18 protein-coding genes are annotated in these 20,235 nt (G+C 44.3%); 4 read left to right on the top strand and 14 right to left on the bottom strand.

Translation table 11 applies throughout. The annotated features are described in order from the left end of the window. Positions 1-33: 33 nt before the first annotated feature. The gene (locus Q7A_RS15565; RefSeq protein ID WP_331231970.1) at positions 34-180 is read right to left on the bottom strand and encodes an AraC family transcriptional regulator; all 147 of its coding nucleotides are present in this window, start codon (positions 178-180) and stop codon (positions 34-36) included. After that, on the bottom strand, positions 181-1,056 hold the full coding sequence (locus Q7A_RS11225; RefSeq protein WP_014707701.1) for an AraC-like ligand-binding domain-containing protein: 876 nt from the start codon (positions 1,054-1,056) through the stop codon (positions 181-183). A gap of 105 nt (positions 1,057-1,161) precedes the next feature. Here Q7A_RS11225 and Q7A_RS11230 point away from each other — a divergent pair, with 105 nt between their 5' ends. After that, complete coding sequence (locus tag Q7A_RS11230) at positions 1,162-1,635, top strand: hypothetical protein (protein WP_014707702.1); 474 nt, start codon at positions 1,162-1,164, stop codon at positions 1,633-1,635. Between the two features lie 62 nt (positions 1,636-1,697). Here the strand turns inward: Q7A_RS11230 and tyrS are convergent, their stop codons facing one another. Further along, the gene (gene tyrS / locus Q7A_RS11235) at positions 1,698-2,897 is read right to left on the bottom strand and encodes a tyrosine--tRNA ligase (protein ID WP_014707703.1); all 1,200 of its coding nucleotides are present in this window, start codon (positions 2,895-2,897) and stop codon (positions 1,698-1,700) included. A gap of 122 nt (positions 2,898-3,019) precedes the next feature. Between tyrS and Q7A_RS11240 the strand changes: the two genes are divergently transcribed. After that, positions 3,020-4,612, top strand: a complete 1,593-nt coding sequence (locus Q7A_RS11240) for a M23 family metallopeptidase (protein ID WP_014707704.1) — start codon at positions 3,020-3,022, stop codon at positions 4,610-4,612. A gap of 32 nt (positions 4,613-4,644) precedes the next feature. After that, entirely contained in the window at positions 4,645-5,751 is a 1,107-nt protein-coding gene (locus tag Q7A_RS11245; RefSeq protein WP_238595910.1) for an anhydro-N-acetylmuramic acid kinase, read from the top strand. Here the strand turns inward: Q7A_RS11245 and gcvH are convergent. The 4 genes from gcvH to glgC are packed head-to-tail and all read right to left on the bottom strand — an operon-like array spanning position 5,727 to position 10,510. Beyond that, complete coding sequence (gene gcvH / locus Q7A_RS11250; RefSeq protein ID WP_014707706.1) at positions 5,727-6,116, bottom strand: glycine cleavage system protein GcvH; 390 nt, start codon at positions 6,114-6,116, stop codon at positions 5,727-5,729. The genes Q7A_RS11245 and gcvH overlap by 25 nt on opposite strands. After that, entirely contained in the window at positions 6,109-7,566 is a 1,458-nt protein-coding gene (malQ, locus tag Q7A_RS11255) for a 4-alpha-glucanotransferase (RefSeq protein ID WP_014707707.1), read from the bottom strand. Before malQ ends, gcvH begins: the two co-directional genes overlap by 8 nt. A 3-nt stretch (positions 7,567-7,569) precedes the next feature. Continuing rightward, complete coding sequence (locus tag Q7A_RS11260) at positions 7,570-9,252, bottom strand: glycoside hydrolase family 57 protein (protein WP_014707708.1); 1,683 nt, start codon at positions 9,250-9,252, stop codon at positions 7,570-7,572. Then, positions 9,242-10,510: a glucose-1-phosphate adenylyltransferase gene (gene glgC / locus Q7A_RS11265; protein ID WP_014707709.1), complete on the bottom strand. Its 1,269-nt coding sequence runs from the start codon at positions 10,508-10,510 to the stop codon at positions 9,242-9,244. The genes Q7A_RS11260 and glgC overlap by 11 nt, the downstream gene beginning before the upstream one ends. A gap of 106 nt (positions 10,511-10,616) precedes the next feature. Between glgC and glgB the strand changes: the two genes are divergently transcribed. After that, positions 10,617-12,788, top strand: a complete 2,172-nt coding sequence (gene glgB / locus Q7A_RS11270; RefSeq protein WP_041354639.1) for a 1,4-alpha-glucan branching protein GlgB — start codon at positions 10,617-10,619, stop codon at positions 12,786-12,788. Positions 12,789-12,839: 51 nt separating this feature from the next. Here glgB and pgi read toward each other — a convergent pair whose 3' ends face one another. From pgi to ndk, 7 genes are read right to left on the bottom strand one after another with little or no spacing between them, the layout of a single operon-like run. Next, on the bottom strand, positions 12,840-14,477 hold the full coding sequence (pgi, locus tag Q7A_RS11275) for a glucose-6-phosphate isomerase (protein WP_014707711.1): 1,638 nt from the start codon (positions 14,475-14,477) through the stop codon (positions 12,840-12,842). Positions 14,478-14,501: 24 nt separating this feature from the next. Further along, positions 14,502-15,770 (bottom strand): histidine--tRNA ligase, encoded by a 1,269-nt coding sequence (gene hisS / locus Q7A_RS11280; protein WP_014707712.1) that lies wholly within the window; start codon positions 15,768-15,770, stop codon positions 14,502-14,504. A 2-nt stretch (positions 15,771-15,772) separates the two neighbouring features. Further along, a complete protein-coding gene (ispG, locus tag Q7A_RS11285; RefSeq protein WP_089418536.1) occupies positions 15,773-16,891 on the bottom strand; it encodes a flavodoxin-dependent (E)-4-hydroxy-3-methylbut-2-enyl-diphosphate synthase in 1,119 nt (372 codons plus the stop codon). Further along, the gene (locus Q7A_RS11290; RefSeq protein WP_089418537.1) at positions 16,891-17,817 is read right to left on the bottom strand and encodes a RodZ domain-containing protein; all 927 of its coding nucleotides are present in this window, start codon (positions 17,815-17,817) and stop codon (positions 16,891-16,893) included. Before Q7A_RS11290 ends, ispG begins: the two co-directional genes overlap by 1 nt. 5 nt (positions 17,818-17,822) lie before the next feature. After that, on the bottom strand, positions 17,823-18,578 hold the full coding sequence (gene pilW / locus Q7A_RS11295) for a type IV pilus biogenesis/stability protein PilW (RefSeq protein WP_014707717.1): 756 nt from the start codon (positions 18,576-18,578) through the stop codon (positions 17,823-17,825). After that, a complete protein-coding gene (locus Q7A_RS11300; protein WP_014707718.1) occupies positions 18,575-19,681 on the bottom strand; it encodes a bifunctional tRNA (adenosine(37)-C2)-methyltransferase TrmG/ribosomal RNA large subunit methyltransferase RlmN in 1,107 nt (368 codons plus the stop codon). The genes pilW and Q7A_RS11300 overlap by 4 nt, the downstream gene beginning before the upstream one ends. Before the next feature lie 10 nt (positions 19,682-19,691). Next, on the bottom strand, positions 19,692-20,123 hold the full coding sequence (gene ndk, locus Q7A_RS11305; RefSeq protein ID WP_014707719.1) for a nucleoside-diphosphate kinase: 432 nt from the start codon (positions 20,121-20,123) through the stop codon (positions 19,692-19,694). Between the last annotated feature and the right edge of the window lie 112 nt (positions 20,124-20,235).

A 20,235-nucleotide genomic window follows, 5' to 3' on the forward strand; every position in this document is an offset into this window, starting at 1 on the left:
AGGTAATTTTTACTTACTTTGGTGCTGGTAAATCTAGAAATTGGTAAATAGTTGACGATATGCTCTAGGCGAACACCCGTAATATTTTTTAAAAATCCGGCTGAAATGGGACATATTGTTAAAACCATATTGCATAGCAATCTGGGTAATCGAAAGGTGAGCATAAAAAGCGCTTGCCAGTCAATGCCGACACAACTCCAATCTCTCTTCCGTCAGGGAGCGCATTAGCGAGGTATTTTCTTCATTGAATAAGTTGTTGAGATAACGTTTCGATAAGCCTGTCGCATCGGCAATTTTTGTTGCAGTGAGTTCTGGGTCGCTCATTGCACTCTTTATATATTGTTTGAGACGTATCAACATAATCTGACGGTGGCTGGTTGTTGTCAGCTTATTTTGAATAATCTGCCCTAGTGACAAGGTCAACATATCGACCACTGGCTGCGATAATGATTGAAACTGTGGTCTGGAAAATTGTTCCAGTTGTATAACGGTAGATTGAATAAAACTACTGGTGACTGATCCAATGCCCTCAGCCGAAGGAATCCGGGTAGCTGTAATTCTTCCAATATTATTTAGCCGTGGATCCAGAATCTTGCGGGGGATAGAAATCAATATCTTGGAAAAAGCTTCTGGAATGGTAATTCTGTGCGGCTCTGTCGCGTCATAAATCGTCATTTCACCTGGTTTTAGAAAAACTTCTCTCCCGCCCTGCTCTAACTTGTACTTCCCGGATGTAAGCAGGACCATGAAATAATAGTCCTGAATTGAATGGGAAGGTTCTTGAGGTAACCGCTCCAACGTAATTGCATTGGATTGAATGGGTGACAGCCTTACACCTTCTTGCCAGGGATAAATCAACATATCATTGAACAACACCATATCCTGAGGCGGCGTAATATCGACGTTAGCATATTCCCGACCAATGACTTCTTTCAGCCACTCTACCCGCTGACCGCTGGGTTGTTGCTCAGTACAGAATCGCTGCCCACCGAGACGAACAAGCGAATCAGGACCATCAGCTCTCTGGTCTGGAGGAGCAATCAGTGCGTTTGTCATAACTCATCACCCAAATGTACAAGGATTTCTGCCGTTAGAGTAAAGAATACTCATTTTAAGCTCGGCATACTGTTGTTGTATTTCAGAATAATAACAGGAGAGAGTATGAAACAGAATGATAACCACACCGGTAATGTGGTGCTGATAAGAGGAGCATGCTTATGGATATTGATGGCTTTATTACTGGCTTGGTCACTCGTTGGTATCTATAACCAGATTGGCTTTCTGGAGACTTTATTTCCGGGTAAACCTATGCGAGTGCTGCAGGCACACATCGACTTTTTACTGATGAGTGCTTTGATTCTGGGATTTTATGCTGCAAGGATTGGATTGCCATGGCATGTTCGCTGGGCGATGGTAACAGGAGCATTTACCAATTCCAGTCTTTTTTTATTGTATGCAATGTTTCCTGTACTGGATCCGCTATCAGAAACTTATATCCCAGTGGGTATCTGGTTCACAGCTTTTAATATCTATCTGTATTCGAGTCTATTAATAACCAGTTATGGCTTTGGTAAAGCTGCAGTCATTATATTTCGAACTACGCTTGAGGATGAATCATGCGCAAAAAAATTGTAAGCGGTGTGGTCGCCAAGTTATCTAACACTGTGACGCAGATTAAAGCTCTTTAGAACATAGAATTAGTTGGTGCTGATACGGGCAAACTTGCGCTTTCCTACCTGAAACACACCTTCGACGCCAGCCCCAATTATTAAGGATTTATCCTCTACTTTTTCGCCGTCGATTTTGACAGCACCCTGCTGGATCATGCGCATTGCATCTGAGGTGCTACTTGTCAGCCCGGCTTCTTTAAGGACATTGGCTATTGGCATACCTTCTGCTCCAACAGTCAACGTTACTTCAGTGATGTCGTCGGGGATTTCGCCCTTTTTGAATTGATTTTCAAAATCCTGGCGAGCTTGTGGCCCAGCATCTTCGCCATGAAAGCGAGAAACAATTTCCTCAGCAAATAACTTTTTAATCTCAACCGGATTCCGGCCCTCTGCTGTTGATTGCTTCCAATCAGCAATTTCATCTAATGACTTAAAACTGAGCAGCTCAATATAACGCCACATCAGTTCATCGGAAATTGACATGAGCTTGCCAAAGATATCCTTCGGACTTTCATCGATACCAATATAGTTACCCAGCGATTTTGACATTTTCTGCACACCATCCAGCCCAACCAGAAGTGGCATCGTCAGAACACACTGGGGTGATTTCCCATAAGCCTTTTGTAATTCTCGTCCCATCAACAAGTTAAATTTCTGATCCGTTCCACCCAGCTCTACATCAGCATCAAGCACAACGGAGTCATATCCTTGAATTAAAGGATACAAAAACTCATGAATAGCAATAGATTGGCCGGTTGTGTAACGTTTGTGAAAGTCATCACGCTCCAGCATACGGGCAACGGTATGGTGAGAAGCTAACCGAATCATATCCGCAGAAGACAACTCGTTCATCCAATGCGAATTAAAAACAACCTGAGTGCGAGCTGGATCCAGAATTTTGAATACTTGTTGTTGGTATGTTTCCGCATTGCATTTGACCTGTTCAGGCGTTAATGGCTGTCGCGTCACATTTTTACCGGTTGGATCGCCGATCATCCCGGTAAAATCGCCAATCAAAAATAGAATCTCGTGTCCCAATTCCTGAAACAGACGTAACTTGTTGAGGAGTACCGTATGCCCAAGATGCAAGTCTGGTGCAGTAGGGTCAAAACCAGCTTTAATACGCAGTGGCTTGCCGCTTTCCAGCTTTTCTATCAGTTCTTTTTCGACCAGAATTTCTTCTGCTCCACGACGGATTTCTGCCAAGGTTTCTTGTACAGTTGTCATCATCGTTCTCCGCACTTTAAAAATTGGCGGGCAATATAACACAAGATCTTGCCCTGAAGGGGTTTCAATTCTGTGTAAATGCTGAGAGAATTGCACGAATTTACTATAAACAGGGAATGCCCATGAAGAAACGTAACAGACTTCTGAGCTCATCACAGCAATCAAAGTTATTTAAATCTGAATCGCTGTCTCCCCATAAAAACCGACATATCACTATCTTGTCGTTACTCGCATTAACCGGTATTTTCATCACCGGGATTGTACTTGCTACAAGCGAACCCAGCGCCACGACAAGTCAAACCCTGCCAGTACAACTCCCGAACATACCTGAAAATGCTGAAGCCACGATCTCAGCATCAGAAACAGCTATTAACTTACCCTCTCAGCCCTCACCGGAACCTACACCCTCAGCTGATATTGTTACCATTCAAGAAGAACAACCTGTTACCACGAATGCTGCTTTGAATGAATCTGCTGAAATTGAACGGTTACATCTGAATCAACCGAAAGCAGCCAGTGAAAATGAATCAGACATCACTATTCTAAACGATGCTTTATCAGCGTCTCCAGCTGACAATGTAACCACTTCAGATGAATTGAGTTGGCAAGAAGTTAAAGTAAAATCAGGCGATAACCTGTCCTTGATTTTCCCCCGTGTAGGTTTAACGGCACGTGATGTATATCTTGTTGCGCAGACAGCTGGTGAAGATGCAAAAGCTCTTCTCAATCTCAAACCCGGTCAGGTACTTCGTTTTGGAACAGTGACGGATAATGAGCAGAAGCTGGTACTGAAACAGCTGCAATTACAATTAACTCCCATGAAAACATTGATCTTAACGTCAACTGAAAAAGGCTTTGAAACAGATCTCATTGAACGGGAACTTGATAAGCATCGTCAATTGGTTGCAGGTGAAATTCAAAGTTCACTCTTTTTAGATGCCCAGAAAGCCGGCATGTCAGACAAGTTAATTATGCAAATGGCGCATATTTTCGGTTGGGATATCGATTTTGCATTGGATTTACGTCAAGGTGACAGTTTCAAAGTTATTTATAATGAAAATTTCCTGGATGGAGAGAAGATTGCTGATGGTGAAATTCTGGCAGCAGAATTTACCAATCGCGGCAAAACCTTCCGAGCTATTCGGTTCACTGACAACAATGGTGAAAGTCGTTTTTACACCCCAGACGGCGACAGCATGCGTAAAGCTTTTACTCGTACCCCTGTTCCCATTTCACGTATAAGCTCAGGCTTTAATCCAAATCGTAAACACCCTGTATTAAAAACTAACCGTCCCCACCGTGGTGTTGACTACGCTGCTGCAACTGGAACACCTATTCTGGCGACTGGCGATGGCAAAGTAGCATTCGTTGGTAATAAGGGCGGTTATGGTCGTACAGTTATCCTGTCACATGGTGGACGATACACCACGCTATTTGCCCATATGTCTAAATACAAGAGTGGTATTCGCGCTGGCCAACGGGTAAGACAAGGTGAAGTCATTGGATATATTGGTAGCAGTGGACTGGCAACCGGGCCACATTTGCATTACGAATTCCGAGTCGACGGCGTACATAAAAATCCATTAACCGTCACTTTACCAAAAGCTGAACCAATCCCTGGTCAATATCTGACAGAGTTCAAAACGCAGTCACAAACATTACTTGCCAGTTTGGATAATCTGCAAGTTCCAACATTGGCATTACGTCAAGACTAGCTATATCAGAGATGGGACTTTATGTCGGTGTAATGTCAGGCACGAGTCTTGATGCAATTGATGCTGCATTAATCGAGACATCACCGACCGACCAACCGAAATTAATTGGTTTTCATAGTGCGGATTTTTCAAAAGATCTGCAAACTGCTTTAAGAACATTGATCTGTTCTCAACAATGTCAGCTATCCCAATTAGGGGAGCTCGACATCCAGCTTGGCCATGCCTATGCAGAAGCGATTCTTAATCTACTGGAATCTTCAGATGTATCACCTCATCAAGTTGATGGTATTGGTTGTCATGGTCAGACAGTTTTCCACTCTCCTGACTCAATTTATCCCTTTAGCATGCAAATCGGCAATGGTAATGTTATTGCTGAAAAAACCGGTATAACCACAGTATGTGATTTCCGCCAGCGTGATATGGTAAATGGAGGTCAGGGAGCACCATTAGTTCCAGCATTCCACGCAGCTATTTTTCGTTCTGATAGTGAAAACAGGGTCATCGTCAATATTGGTGGCATTAGTAATATCACCATCTTAACGAAAGCTCCACATAGTTCACTTCAAGGATTTGATACCGGGCCCGGTAACACCTTAATGGATTCCTGGATACAAAAGCATCAACATCAGGCTTTTGATAATGATGGGATATGGGCTGAAGGTGGGCAGGTTAATCAATCCCTGTTATTAACTTTAAAGTCTGATCCCTATTTCAAACGGGAGATCCCTAAAAGCACGGGTTGTGAATTATTTAACCAAAACTGGTTAATGAAGCAGATAATCACTGCTAATTGCGAAGATCTACCACCACAGGATATTCAAGCCACACTCTTGGCATTAACCTCGTCGACAATTGCAGATGCTATTCATCAATACGCTGCTCAAACAGACAAACTTTATATCTGTGGTGGTGGGGCAAAAAACACTGCTTTAGTTGAGCAACTAAGGAAGGATTTATCCCCGATTATGGTTTCTACTACTGCTGAAATCGGTTTAGACCCTCAATGGGTTGAGTCGGCCGCCTTTGCATGGTTTGCTGAACAGACTTTGCAACATAATGAACTTGATTTGCGTCATTTAACAGGTGCTCGGCAACCTAGTATATTAGGTGCCGTCTATTGGTCCAGAAAAGCCTCGTAGTCCGCTGCACTCATCAATTCTGCCGCTATTTCTTCATACGGAGCTTCAGAGCGAAAACGCACAATCCATCCATTGTTAAAAGGCTCCTGATTAATCAGTTCAGGCATTTCGACTAACTGCTGATTAATGGCAATAATTTCTCCATGAATCGGCATAATTACATCGGATGCTGATTTTACCGATTCGATCACTGCACATCCTTCACCCGCTGCAAACTGCTGTCCTTCGGCAGGCAACTCGATAAAAACAATATCTCCCAGGCTATCCTGAGCATGCTCTGTAATACCAAGCGTAAAAATCCCATCTCCCTGTTCTTCCAGCCAAATATGGGACTCACTAAAAAAATAATCATCTGTATTATTCATGAATGATACGTCCGTATAGCTGATTTAATTGTCTTAACTTATCAGAGCAATATTCTGGAAGCATATTCCAGTCAAATTGCCATTTCCAGTTACCCTCCGTAGTTCCAGGAATGTTCATCCGATGCTCTGATTCTAACTCAAGTAAATCCTGCATAGGAATAACAGCAAGCTGTGAGACTGATTTTAATGCTACTCGAATAAGTAACCAGGGCATTGCTTCATCGCTGGTTCCAATATATTGATGCAAATGCTGTCGGGCTGCATCATCAAGTTCATGATACCAGCCAAGACTGGTATTGTTATCATGAGTACCGGTATAGGTAATACTCTCTCTGCAATGCTGATGAGGCAGATACGGATTATCAGCATCGCCTCCAAATGCAAATTGCAAAATCTTCATGCCAGGCATAGCAAACTTTTCACGCAGAGCAGTTACCTCCTCAGTGATGATGCCCAGATCTTCTGCAACAAGCGGAAGCTCCCCAAATTTTGCGACCAGTCTATTAAATAAAGCTTCACCTGGGGCTTTACCCCACTCGCCTTCCATTGCTGTTTCGCAACTGGCTGGAATTTCCCAGCATGACTCAAAACCCCTGAAATGATCTATACGGATTAAATCAAACAGCTCCAGTTGGGTCGACAAACGTTTTACCCACCAATCAAAATTTTCATCAATGTGCGCCTGCCATTCATAAAGCGGATTCCCCCATCGTTGTCCTGTTGTGGAGAAATAGTCTGGCGGAACACCGGTTACTTTTGTAGCGTGTCCTGTTTCATCCAGAGTAAATAGCTCAGGTGCTGCCCAAACATCTGCACTGTCATGAGCAACAAATATTGGCATATCACCGAACAATTTGACGTGATTTTGATTGGCATAGGTTTTTAAGTTATTCCATTGCTGAAAAAAAAGAAATTGTTCAAAGCGACGAATATTCAGGGATTCGGCACGCTGCTCAGCCAGGTCTTTCAACGCAGCCGGATCTCGGTCACGAAATTCAACTGGCCAGTCAAACCAAGGCAGCGCATGATTCAGATTGCGTATCTCACGATACAAAACATAATCTTCCAGCCAGAATGCCTGTCGCTGACAAAAGCTATCAAACGCTGCCCAGTCAGCTTCATTAGCGTTTTCGTAGAATTGCTTGTAAGCATTTGCCACGATTGTGTAGATTTTTTTACCCGCCAGCTCTTCGGTGTGTACCCAAGGTTGAGCTTTAATATAAGCTTCACATAATAGTTTGTTATTGCCAGCGTGAGCCGATAAACATTGATAGGGCGAACCATCATCATGTGTAGGTCCTAATGGCAGCATTTGCCAGACTGTTACCCCTGACTGGTGCAAGAAATCAACAAAACGGTAGGCATCAGCCCCTAAGTTTCTATTGGGTAAACTGGTGATATGCAGCAGTACACCCGTTCGACGGTTATCAAAAATATGTGCTTGTTTCATCAATTAGCCGCCACGACGCATCGTACCGCCCTGCTCAGCATCCCCTCCTCCTAATGACACAACCTCTGACAATATTTGAGGCACTTCTTCTCCCAACATTTGATAAAGATTTGATAAATGCAAACGGAACAGCCGTTCAAAATCACTGACACTATCAGCTGCGTTGTAATCGCCAAACCACCAGAACCAGTCCGATCCCTCGCAAATAGCCAGCTGTTTATCGATTGCCTGTAGCAGATCGTCGTCAATCGCTGTAGCAGAAATTTTTTCGTCATACACCTGTTTTGCCTGACTCAACAGATCCCATGCACGATTTTTATCAACATCACCAATCCAGGTGGAGAAAGTACCGTAAACCCAGCTACCGGCTACCATTTCAGGTAATAACGCGGGTTTAACGCCGTTCTCCAGACAATCAGAGAAAGTTGTCAATTCTATATCCGGATGTCTGGAAAGCTGTTTATAAAGGTTTTGCAAAAAGTAAAACCCATTATAGGAATAATGTTCCCAGGCATTTTCTCCATCCAGAATGACTGAAACAACTCTATCAGGATCATCCTCTGTAGTAGCTTTGATATTGGTCAGATGATAAATAAAGTCGTTAACAGCATCTTCTGCACTCCATTTTGTGTAAGTAAAACCAATTAAATCGGATAAACCATCATCTCGGAAAAAGCATGCAGGACCTACAGCTTCGAGCTGGTAAGGTTTGTGAATGCTACTATCTGGCAAAGCACTTTTTTGCAGACTGTTTCGTAAAACATTTTCACCACTGGCTGTCCAATTAAAACCGTGTTTCGCTACTGATTCAATGGTCTGTTTTGAAACCGCACCTTCAGATGGCCAACAACCTTTGGGACGGAAACCGAAGAATGACTCAAATACCTCAAGGCCTTTTTCCATATGCCATTCGGTACGGGCATCACCACCAGGGTACTGCCGAATTTGTGGCAACAGAGCATCTGGCATTGCTTCCAGTGTGCTATTGATATCCAGTAATAATGGCACTATCGGATGGGCGTAAGGCGTTACCGATAACTCTACTTTTTTAGCTTCCGCGAGTCTTCGATAGCGTGGAATAACATCGCTCAGCAACTCACCAATCACGATCATCAATTGCCGGCGGTCATGAAAACTAAATTGCTGACCTTTTTTCATTAAGGCCTGAATACGAATATCGTTGCGTCTCACCGACTCGCCCATCCATACCAGATGGTACCAAACCAGCATATCCACCAGGAATTGATCATTAAGGTAGGCCAGACGCTGTTTCTCTTCCAATACCCAGCGTGCCATTTCAGCTAGTTTTGCAAATATGGGAAACGGCGCTATAAGTTTCTCATCATTGGCGCGCAGACAAGCACTTAGTATTGTCTGGCGTTCTTCAATATGAACCGGTTGTACCGGTGAATCCAGCGCAATTAACAAAGGATCTTTCAGACACCCCGTCCCTTTAAACCGGCCTTTCAGCTGCTGATCATAATCATCAATCTGTTCCAGCAAGGTAGGTGCGAAATTAACCACCGCACGAGCCTCAGGGATCTGTTCGAGATGCCAGGCCATATCGACATAATCTTTTATTGCATGCAGATAGGTCCACGGGAGCTGATAGCTTCCTCCCATTGGTTCACTATATTGAGGCTGGTGCATATGCCAGCACAGCACAACTTTTAATTTATCTGACATAACGGTAATTTTGTCCCAGCATTTCAGGCGTTACTAATACAACACCGTTGGGGGAAACTTCAAAACGTTGTGCATCCAATTCAGGATCTTCGCCTATAACTGTTCCCTCCGGTACGATGCAACCTTTATCAATTACTACGTTTTTCAAGCGACAATGCCTGCCAACACTAACATCCGGAAGCACCACACTGTCTTCTATAAGACTGAAACTATGAACCTCGACATTAGAAAACAATACTGAATGTCGAACAGTGGAACCGGAAATAATGCATCCGCCCGAAACCATTGAGTCCACAGCCATGCCACGACGGTCGTCATCATCAAACACAAACTTGGCAGGTGGCAGTTGAGCTTGATGAGTCCAGATTGGCCAATCTTCGTCATAAAGGTTAAGCTCAGGTGTTACACCAATCAACTCAAGGTTCGCCGACCAAAACGCATCGATGGTCCCCACATCACGCCAATATCCAGGGTCGTTGCCCTGTACATCTTTATATGGAAAAGCGACAACTTTATATTGTTCAATTAACGATGGAATAATGTCGTGACCAAAGTCATGGCTAGATTTTGGATTATCAGCATCCTTGATCAACTGCTCATAAAGAAAGCCTGCATTAAAAATATAAATTCCCATTGAGGCCAAAGCTACATCATCATGACCCGGAAGGGGCGTTGGGTTTGCAGGTTTTTCGTCAAATGCAATGATTCGATGATTCAAATCAACAGACATAACCCCAAAAGCCCTGGCTTGATCCAGTGGTACTTCAATACAGCCAATGGTCATGTCAGCATTTTGCGCAACATGTTCAGCCAACATATCCCCGTAATCCATTTTATAAATATGATCACCTGCTAGAATTAGTACATACTCAGGACCATGATTTCGAAGAATATCGATGTTCTGATACACCGCATCGGCTGTGCCGGTATACCATCCCTGTTCGGTACGCTGAGAGGCGGGTAATAACTCCACAAATTCCCCCAGGGCGCCGCGCATAAAGCCCCAGCCTTGTTGTATATGTCTAATCAGTGAATGTGCCTTGTATTGCGTTAACACACCTACCCTGCGGATCCCGGAATTGACGCAGTTAGATAAGGGAAAATCTATAATCCTGAATTTTCCACCAAAGGGTACTGCGGGTTTTGCACGCCAACTCGTCAGTTGTTTTAAGCGTGAACCACGTCCGCCAGCCAGGATCAGTGCCAGAGTATCTCTGGTCAGTCGACTGACAAAACGCGTGCTATTATTTTTGGGCATATTCAAATCTCCAGCCAGCTATGCAATGAAATATGTTGTAATGGCTTTAAGCGTGCCACATCGTTAAGGTGGACAGCAATAGAAAAATTTATGGGACAGTATATCTATGGTTTTTGAACAAAATTTGACAGATGACCAACTTAAAATCATAGAAGCCAGACATCATGATCCTTTTGCAGTTTTGGGTCGTCATCCGACCAAAAGCGGAGTGTATGTCAGGGCTTTCTTACCTCATACCGAATCCGCCACGGTAGGAAACAATCTACCTATGAAGCGGGTTGAAGGCACAGATATTTTTGAGTGGACAGGTCGTTCTGATGACTTAGAAACGCCATACCAGATTCATCGTACCACTTCACAAAATCAAATTCAGAGTCATTACGATCCGTACTGCTTCCCTCCGCAACTTTCAGACTACGATCTGTATCTTTTTGCCAAGGGTAAACACTGGCATGCCTATCGAATTCTGGGATCTCACAAGCGCACTGTAAACGGTGTAGAGGGTGTGATGTTTGCCACCTGGGCACCCAATGCCCAACGTGTCAGTGTTGTTGGCACTTTCAATCGTTGGGATGGCCGCAGCCACCCCATGCGTTCCAGGGACAGTACTGGCGTATGGGAGTTATTTATTCCGGGTCTGGAAATCGGTGAGCTCTACAAATATGAAATACGTAACCATCATGATGGCAGTCTGCATCTGAAAATGGATCCTTATTGCCAGCAGGCAGAACTTCGGCCTGGTACAGCGTCAGTGATTTTTGACAGCAATTACCAATGGCATGACAAAGAATGGATGTCCAACAGGGAACATACAAAATGGCTCCATGCGCCCCATAGCGTTTATGAAGTTCACCTCGGTTCCTGGCAAAAACGCAATGATGGCAGCTTTTGCAGTTATCGTGAACTTGCTGACAAGCTGGTGCCATATGTCAGCAAAATGGGATTCACCCATATTGAACTGTTACCTATCACCGAACACCCTCTGGATATTTCCTGGGGTTATCAAACCACAGGTTATTATGCTGCGACCAGCAGGTTCGGCTCACCGGATGATTTTCGATATTTTGTCGACCAGTGCCATCAAAATAATATTGGCGTTTTACTGGATTGGGTGCCAGGACATTTCCCTAAAGACAACTTCGGCCTGGCCAAATTTGATGGTACCGCGCTCTATGAACATGAAGATCCCCGTCGTGGAGAACATCAGGACTGGGGTACATTAATCTTTAATTACGGCCGCAACGAGGTTCGTAACTTCCTGTTATCCAGTGCATTTTTCTGGCTGGAAGAATGCCACATAGATGGATTACGCGTCGATGCTGTCGCGTCGATGCTTTATCTCGATTATTCGCGTCAGGAAGGTCAATGGTTACCTAATATTCATGGTGGTCGTGAGAATCTTGAGGTCATCAGCTTTCTCAAGGAAGTTAATACCATACTGCATCAGTCTCATCCTGGTTGTATTATCGCCGCCGAAGAATCCACCTCCTATCCAATGGTTTCACGACCAGCCGATATGGGCGGACTGGGTTTCTCGATGAAGTGGAATATGGGTTGGATGCACGACATCCTTGAGTATATGAAACAAGATCCCATTCATCGTCGTTATCATCATGATCAGCTTACCTTTGGCTTGCTGTACGCATTTACCGAAAACTTTGTATTGCCTTTTTCCCATGATGAAGTTGTGCATGGTAAAGGTTCGATGCGCTACAAAATGCCCGGAGATGAGTGGCAGCAATTTGCTAATCTGCGGTTACTTTATACCTTTATGTACAGCTATCCCGGCAAAAAATTATTATTTATGGGATCAGAGTTTGGTCAGGGCAATGAGTGGAATAGTGAAAAAGCACTGGAATGGTATTTACTGGATTACCCAAAACATCAGGGCCTGTTACAGCTGGTCACAGATTTAAATAAAGTCTACCGTGAAAGCCCTGCGCTTCATTATCATGACTTTGACGCGCATGGATTTGAATGGATTGATTGCAATGATCGGGAACAGTCAGTACTTAGCTACCTGCGTCAGGGACAGGACTCCATCGCTGTGGCCGTGTTTAATTTCACGCCTGTAGTGAGGGATAATTACCGAATTGGTGTGCCTGAAGCAGGTGAATATGAGGTTGCCATCAATTCTGACTCGGAGTACTACAGTGGCAGTAATTATTCTGTTAGTCAGGTAATTCAGAGCGAATCAACAAGCTGGTCCGACAGACCCTACTCAATTGTATTGAACTTACCACCTTTGGCTGGACTGATTATTCGTAAAAAGCATTAACTTTTGATGATGAAAGCGGCTCGTAATAAGTTACGAGCCGCTTTGATTTATCTATTGGCGCAAGGTACGGATCAGTCTGATAAGTTCGGTAGTAGAACTATCATGCACTGAGATTTCGGCATTACTCTGCAAATCCGGCAAAATAGCCTTTGCAAGCTGTTTACCAAGCTCAACGCCCCATTGGTCAAATGAATTGATGTTCCAGATAACCCCCTGGACAAATACTTTGTGCTCATAGAGGGCCACAAGCTGCCCCAACATTTCCGGCGTCAATTTAGGAAATAACAATACGTTACTCGGACGATTACCCGGGAAAACTTTGTGTGGCAATAATGCATCCAGGGCTTTGCCTTCATAGCCTTCCTTGACCAACTCTTCTCTGACCTCTTCAGCCGTTTTACCTTTCATCAATGCTTCTGATTGTGCCAAACCATTGGCCAAAAGAATGGATTGGTGATCACATTCAGGATAATGACTGTTTACCGGTAACACAAAATCCACTGGAATTAACTGTGTACCCTGATGAATCAGTTGAAAATAAGCATGTTGACCATTAGTACCAGGTGTACCCCAGATAACCGGTCCCGTTTTATAACTGATACGAGCGCCCTGACGGTTAATAAACTTACCGTTGCTTTCCATATCCAGCTGCTGCATGTGACTTGGAAAACGCGCCAGTGAGTGATCATAGGGAACGATTGCATGAGTCTGGGCATTAAAGAAATTGATATACCAGATCCCCAGCATTCCCATAATCAGCGGAATATTTTCTGCCAATGGCTTGGTACGGAAATGCTTATCCATTTCATGTCCACCATCCAGCAAACGAAGGAAATTATCCATACCAACATACAATGCAATCGGTAGCCCGATAGCACTCCATAAAGAGTACCGTCCACCCACCCAGTCCCAGATCTCGAACATATTGGCAGTATCAATACCGAACTTGGCAACTTCTTTAGCATTGGTCGATACGGCAACAAAATGTTTTGCTACATCGGCCTGAGTCCCTGCTTTCAAAAACCAGTTCCGTGCTGATTGAGCGTTAGTTATGGTTTCCTGAGTCGTGAAGGTTTTTGAGGCCACAACAAAAAGTGTGGTTTCAGGATTCAGTTTTTCCAGTGTTGTGCTGAGATCAGTGCCATCAACATTGGAAACAAAATGTGCCTGAATGCCATCAATACCGTAAGGCTCTAAAGCATCGCAAATCATTGCTGGGCCAAGATCGGAGCCACCAATACCGATATTAACAATATCAGTAATTTTTTTATTGCTGAATCCTAACCATTTACCAGAATGCACCTGCTCGCAGAAAGCGGCCATTTTGTCGAGAACAGCATTGACCTGTGGCATAACATCCTGACCATCCACCATAACCGGCGTATTGGATCGATTGCGCAATGCGGTATGCAAAACAGCACGACCTTCGGTGTGATTAATTTGATCACCCGAAAACATTCGTTCTATCCATTCCTGAATATTCACCGCATCTGCCAGCGCAATCAGCTTATCGATGGTTTCCTGAGTAATGCGGTTCTTTGAATAGTCGAGCAGTAAATCCCCTGAGCGAATTGAGAAACGTTCAAAACGTCCTGAATCCAGTGCGAATTGTTCACGCATCGACAGGTATTTGATATCGGAATAGTGTCTATCCAGTGATTGCCATTCGGCGATATTTAGTGGCGTCATATTTCTACTTATTTTTGTTAACTGTTAGTTGAATGCCGAAGCAGAAAGAAAATTCGCTAGTTCAGACCAGGCTAACGTTTGTTGCTCGCCTGTTGCCATGGTTTTCACACCAATGGTTTGCTGCGCCATTTCCTCTTCCCCCAAAATTAAGGTCCAGCGCGCTCCGCTGCGATCAGCTCGCTTGAATTGGCTTTTAAAACTACCACCACCACAGTGGCTAATCAAGCGAAGTTGAGGAAGTTGGTCTCTCAGACTCTCGGCTAATAATAATGATTGTGCGGCGGCGACATCCCCTACTGCGACCAGATACACGTCAGGTCCGGCTATTTCAGGCAGTACTCCACCCGCTTCCAGTAGTGAAATCAGACGTTCGAGCCCGATGGCAAAACCTATCGCAGTGGAAGCCTTGCCGCCAAGTTGCTCTATCAGTCCGTCATATCGCCCGCCTGCACATACTGTTCCCTGGGCACCCAGTTGATCGGTTACCCATTCGAAAACTGTTTTGCCGTAATAATCCAGTCCGCGGACCAGACGCGGGTTAACTTCAAAAGCAATTCCAGCTTCCGTTAAGGTAGCGCATAATTGCTCAAAGTGCTCTGCTGACTCTGCATCAAGATAATCTATCAACTTAGGTGCAGCCTGGTTAAGCGCCTGCATCTCAGGATTTTTACTGTCCAGAATGCGTAAAGGATTGCTCGACAAACGCCGTTGGCTGTCCTCATCAAGTTGCTCTTGATTAGCTTGATAGTATTCAACCAGCTTTTGACGGTATTTAACACGAGCTTCTGTACTGCCCAGTGAGTTTACCTGCAGAGAAATATCTTTTAATCCCAGCTTTTTCCATAACCTGGCCGTTAACAGAATCATCTCTGCATCGATATCGGGTCCACTGAAGCCATAGGCTTCGACACCTAATTGATGGAATTGACGATAGCGGCCTTTCTGAGGACGTTCATGACGAAACATGGGCCCCATATACCAGAGGCGTTGTTGTTGATTGAATAAACTATGTTCCATGGCCGCCCTGACACATCCAGCGGTGCCCTCTGGACGCAAAGTGAGGCTGTCACCATTACGATCCTCAAAGGTATACATTTCTTTTTCAACGATGTCGGTGACTTCGCCGATAGAACGCTTGAATAATTCGGTTTTTTCCAGAATGGGTAACCGTATTTCCTGATAACCGTAGCCATCAAGAACCTGTTTCAGGCTGGTTTCCACTACTTGCCAATACGGCGTCATTTCCGGAAGAATGTCATTCATCCCCCGGACAGAACGGATAATCTCTGCCACCTTTAGCTTATGTCCTTTATCGGAATTATTTTTTCGGGTTGTTCACTACGCAAAGAAATCCGTTGACGAATTTCTTTTTCCAGTTGATCAACCAATGATTCGTTATCTAATTTATGATGCGGTTTTCCGTCACGATACAACAGGTTGGGTGAGCCGCCAGTTAAACCAATTGCCGCTTCTTTTGCTTCACCCGGGCCATTGACCACACAACCGATAACAGCCACATCCATCGGTTCAATAATATCTTCCAGTCTGGCTTCCAGTGCGTTGACTGTCGAAATCACATCAAATTCCTGTCTGGAACAGGATGGACAGGCAATAAGGTTTATCCCTTTACTGCGAATGCGCAGACTTTTCAAAATATCAAAACCGACGCGAATTTCTTCGACGGGATCAGCCGCCAATGAAACCCGAATGGTATCGCCAATGCCTTCCGCAAGCAGCATACCCAAACCTATCGCTGATTTGACTGCTCCACTGCGCAGACTTCCTGCTTCCGTGATACCCAGATGCAAAGGCTGCTCAATCTGGTCAGCCAGCTGACGATAGGCATGCACTGTCATGAACACATCTGATGCTTTCAGACTAACTTTAAAATCCGGGAAATTAAGCCGATCCAGAATATCAATATGACGTAAGGCCGACTCAACTAAAGCTTCAGGAGTGGGCTCACCATATTTTTTTTGTAATTCTTTTTCCAACGAACCGGCATTGACACCAATGCGGATTGGAATACCAAAATCCCGAGCCTTATCGACAACAGCCCGCACCCGATCTTCGCGACCAATATTGCCCGGATTGATACGCAGACAATCAACACCCAGCTCAGCCACACGCAGCGCAATTTTATAATCGAAATGAATATCGGCAATTAAAGGGATATCCACCAACTTACGAATCGCACCAAAAGCCTCTGCCGCATCCATTGATGGTATGGAGACCCGAACCAGATCAGCCCCCACTTTCTGCAACCTCTGGATCTGATCGACGGTAGCAGCAATATCTGTTGTTTCGGTATTGGTCATGCTTTGAACGGCAATCGGCGCATCACCGCCTACTGGGACATTACCAACCATAATTTGACGGGATTTTCGACGTTTTATCGGTGAAGCAGTTTGCATTACGAATCTTCTCCCAAGGTAAATCGAGCCACATTACCGCGAGTGTATTCAGAAACATCGATAATATCGCCATCAAATCTGACAGAAGCGGCATTCGCCTGACCCAACGAAATCTGAAAAGGGGCCATTCCTGTAAGTTCAACTGTATTACCACCTTTGACCACACGGCTAATCAAAACCTGTTGACTCGCATCTTGAACCTCAACCCAACAATCAGCATTGATATCAATGAGTAAGCTCTTCTCTCCGGAACTGGCTTCTGAAACCGGCTCAACTTCTTCCATTGTCAAAGACTCTGTGGTATTAACAGAAGAGGCTTCATCGGCAACAGGATCAATCGCTGAAATGGCTTCGTCGTTTTCATTTGATAGCACGGCCAGTTCCTCGGAATTGCTGGTGGGCTCATTATTTCTCTCAGAAAGTGGCAGAGGATTGAATTCACTATCCGTTTCCGGTGTGTCCAATGGTTCAATCAATGGCTGATCTGACAACTCTTCAACCGGCTCAATCTGAGTGAGTTGCCATTGCTGGAACACAAACCAGGTCATCCCTGCAACAAGAATCAGTAAAAGTAGTGCCAACCACGGAAACCCGGATTTCACCGGTTTCAGTTGCTGAATGGGGGCTACTGATGGACTTCGTTTATCAGTATCTGTGAATTCAATATTAAAGTCCGCCAACATTTCATCTTGGGGTAACCCTAAAAACTTTACATAACTCAAAAAGTAACCACGGGCATAAGTTCGTCCGTGCAATTTATCCCAATTCTGTTTCTCAAGATGAGCGATTGTGTCTCTGGTCACTCTCAATTGTGCTGCGGCATCAATGATGGAGATTTTTTTTTCTTCCCGCGCCTCTCGCAGACGTTGACCTACATCCATAGATGATGAAACGACACTCGGTTCTTCTGTATGACTCTCAGTCATAAATGTTATATACCTTCATTGACTATACGCATTTCATCAGAATCCGGAAATCGAGCACGCATAATTAACTTATAACTGGATACAGCATCTTGATTTCCCAGTTTGGATTCCGTTTTAATTGCGGTTAACAAAGCCTGCGGAGTCCATGGAGAAACGCTACTAAACCGCTGAACATAAGCCCGTGCCTGCATGTAATCTCCTTGCTCATAGCTCAAATCTGCCATGCCCATCAAGGATTTGCTCAGATTAGGATTAATCTGTAACGCTCGTCTGAAATACGCTTCTGCTCGATCTAGATCCGGAATTTGTCTGGTACATAACGCTGCATTTTCATAAGCCATGGCAGCACTTTGATAAAGCGGGTTCTCCACCGCTATTAAAAAGCGCTGTTCAGCATCCTCATATTTGCCTTGCTGACACAGAAACACGCCGTAGTTATTTTGTGCTTCTGAATATTCCGGAGCCCTGCTCACCGCTTCTTTAAAATGATTCTCTGCTTTTTCTTTTTCCCCTAAGCGCTGATAAAGCAGAGCAATTGTATTATGGGCACTTGGTAAATTTGGATTCTGTTTTAACGCTTTATTGAGCTTTTCCATAGCAATTTCATAATCACCACGCTGCAGATAACTCAATCCCAGCTGCATATTCAGTTCGGCAGCCTTGGGATCCGGTGCTATATGCTCGCGGGGGCCAGTAGTCCCGCATGCGCTAAGCACAAAAATTGATGCCGCCAGAAAACCTATTTTTAAATATGATTTCATTGGACGAACACAACCTCCTGTTCGGCGAACCTTTTAGTGCGACGAGTTTTATCCTGGACTTCACCTGCCAATTGCCCACAGGCGGCAACAATATCATCGCCACGGGTTTTTCGTACAGTCGCCACCAAACCAGCCGCTATTAATTGTTCTTTAAAACGAATAATTACATTCCTTGAAGAGCACTGATAATCCGTGCCCGGGAAGGGATTAAATGGGATGAGATTGATCTTGTTCGGAAGTCCTTTCAAAATCCGGATCAAATCCCGTGCATCCTGTTCCGAATCATTTATTCCTGCGAGCATCACGTATTCAACTGTGATGTGTCGACGCAATTGCTCACCCGTCACGTAGCGTTTGCAAGCCGCTAATAATTCGGCAATCGGGTATTTATCGTTTAACGGAATAATCTCGCTGCGTAATTTATCGTTAGCAGCATGTAATGATATGGCCAGACTGACATGACAATCTTCTTTCAAACGATCAATCATGGGCACGACACCTGAAGTGCTCAACGTTAACCGTCGCCAGGAAATACCATAGGCCAGATCATCACGCATAAGGTTCATCGCTGAAATCACATTATTGTAATTAGTCAGCGGTTCTCCCATGCCCATCATCACCACATTGGTCACCATTCGATTACCTTTTGGATCTTTGCCTAATGCTTCATTGGCAATCCACAATTGAGCAATAATTTCTGCTGCACTGAGGTTGCGATTAAAGCCTTGTTGACCGGTTGAGCAAAAAGTACAGGTTAATGCACATCCCACCTGAGACGACACACATAAAGTCCCACGACCATTTTCTGGAATAAATACTGTTTCAATAGAATTATCACCATCCATTTTGATGATCCATTTACGGGTTCCATCAGTGGATATGTGCTCGTGTAACAATTCCGGTACCCGTATCTCGGCAATCTGGGTCAATTTTTCGCGCAATGATTTGCTCAGATTACTCATCTGGTCAAAATCAGTGACACGATATTGGTGAATCCATTGTAAAAGCTGACGCGCACGAAAGGGTTTCTCACCGATTTCGATGAAAAACCCTTCCAGACCCTTTAGATCCAGGCCAAGTAAATTGGTCAATGCGACAGTCATCAATTAACAATTAGCGTGTGCGTGCGCACAATTGGTCTTCAGTAAAGAAATACGCGATTTCACGTGCTGCACTTTCAGCTGAATCTGAACCATGTACAGCGTTTTCATCAATACTTTGCGCAAAGTCAGCACGAATGGTACCAGGTGCAGCATCCGCAGGATTGGTTGCGCCCATCAGATCGCGGTGAGTAACTACAGCATTTTCACCTTCCAGAACCTGAATCATTACTGGACCAGAAGTCATAAAGCTCACCAAATCGCCAAAAAACGGACGTGCTTTATGTTCCGCATAAAAGCCTTCGGCTTGTTGCTGTGAAAGATGCACCATACGCGCAGCTACGATAGATAAACCAGCTTTCTCGAAACGTGAGTAAATCTCACCAATAACATTCTTTGCTACCGCGTCCGGTTTGATAATTGACAGAGTACGTTCAGTCGCCATGTGTTTCCTCATTAGATTGGATTAAATCAACATATTCTAGCATCTATAGGTGTTTGTGATAGTAACGTTCAGTGAGTTTTTATTGGGCGGTCAATTTTGCTTTGGATTTGAT

Source organism: Methylophaga nitratireducenticrescens (assembly GCF_000260985.4).
Lineage (GTDB): Bacteria > Pseudomonadota > Gammaproteobacteria > Nitrosococcales > Methylophagaceae > Methylophaga > Methylophaga nitratireducenticrescens.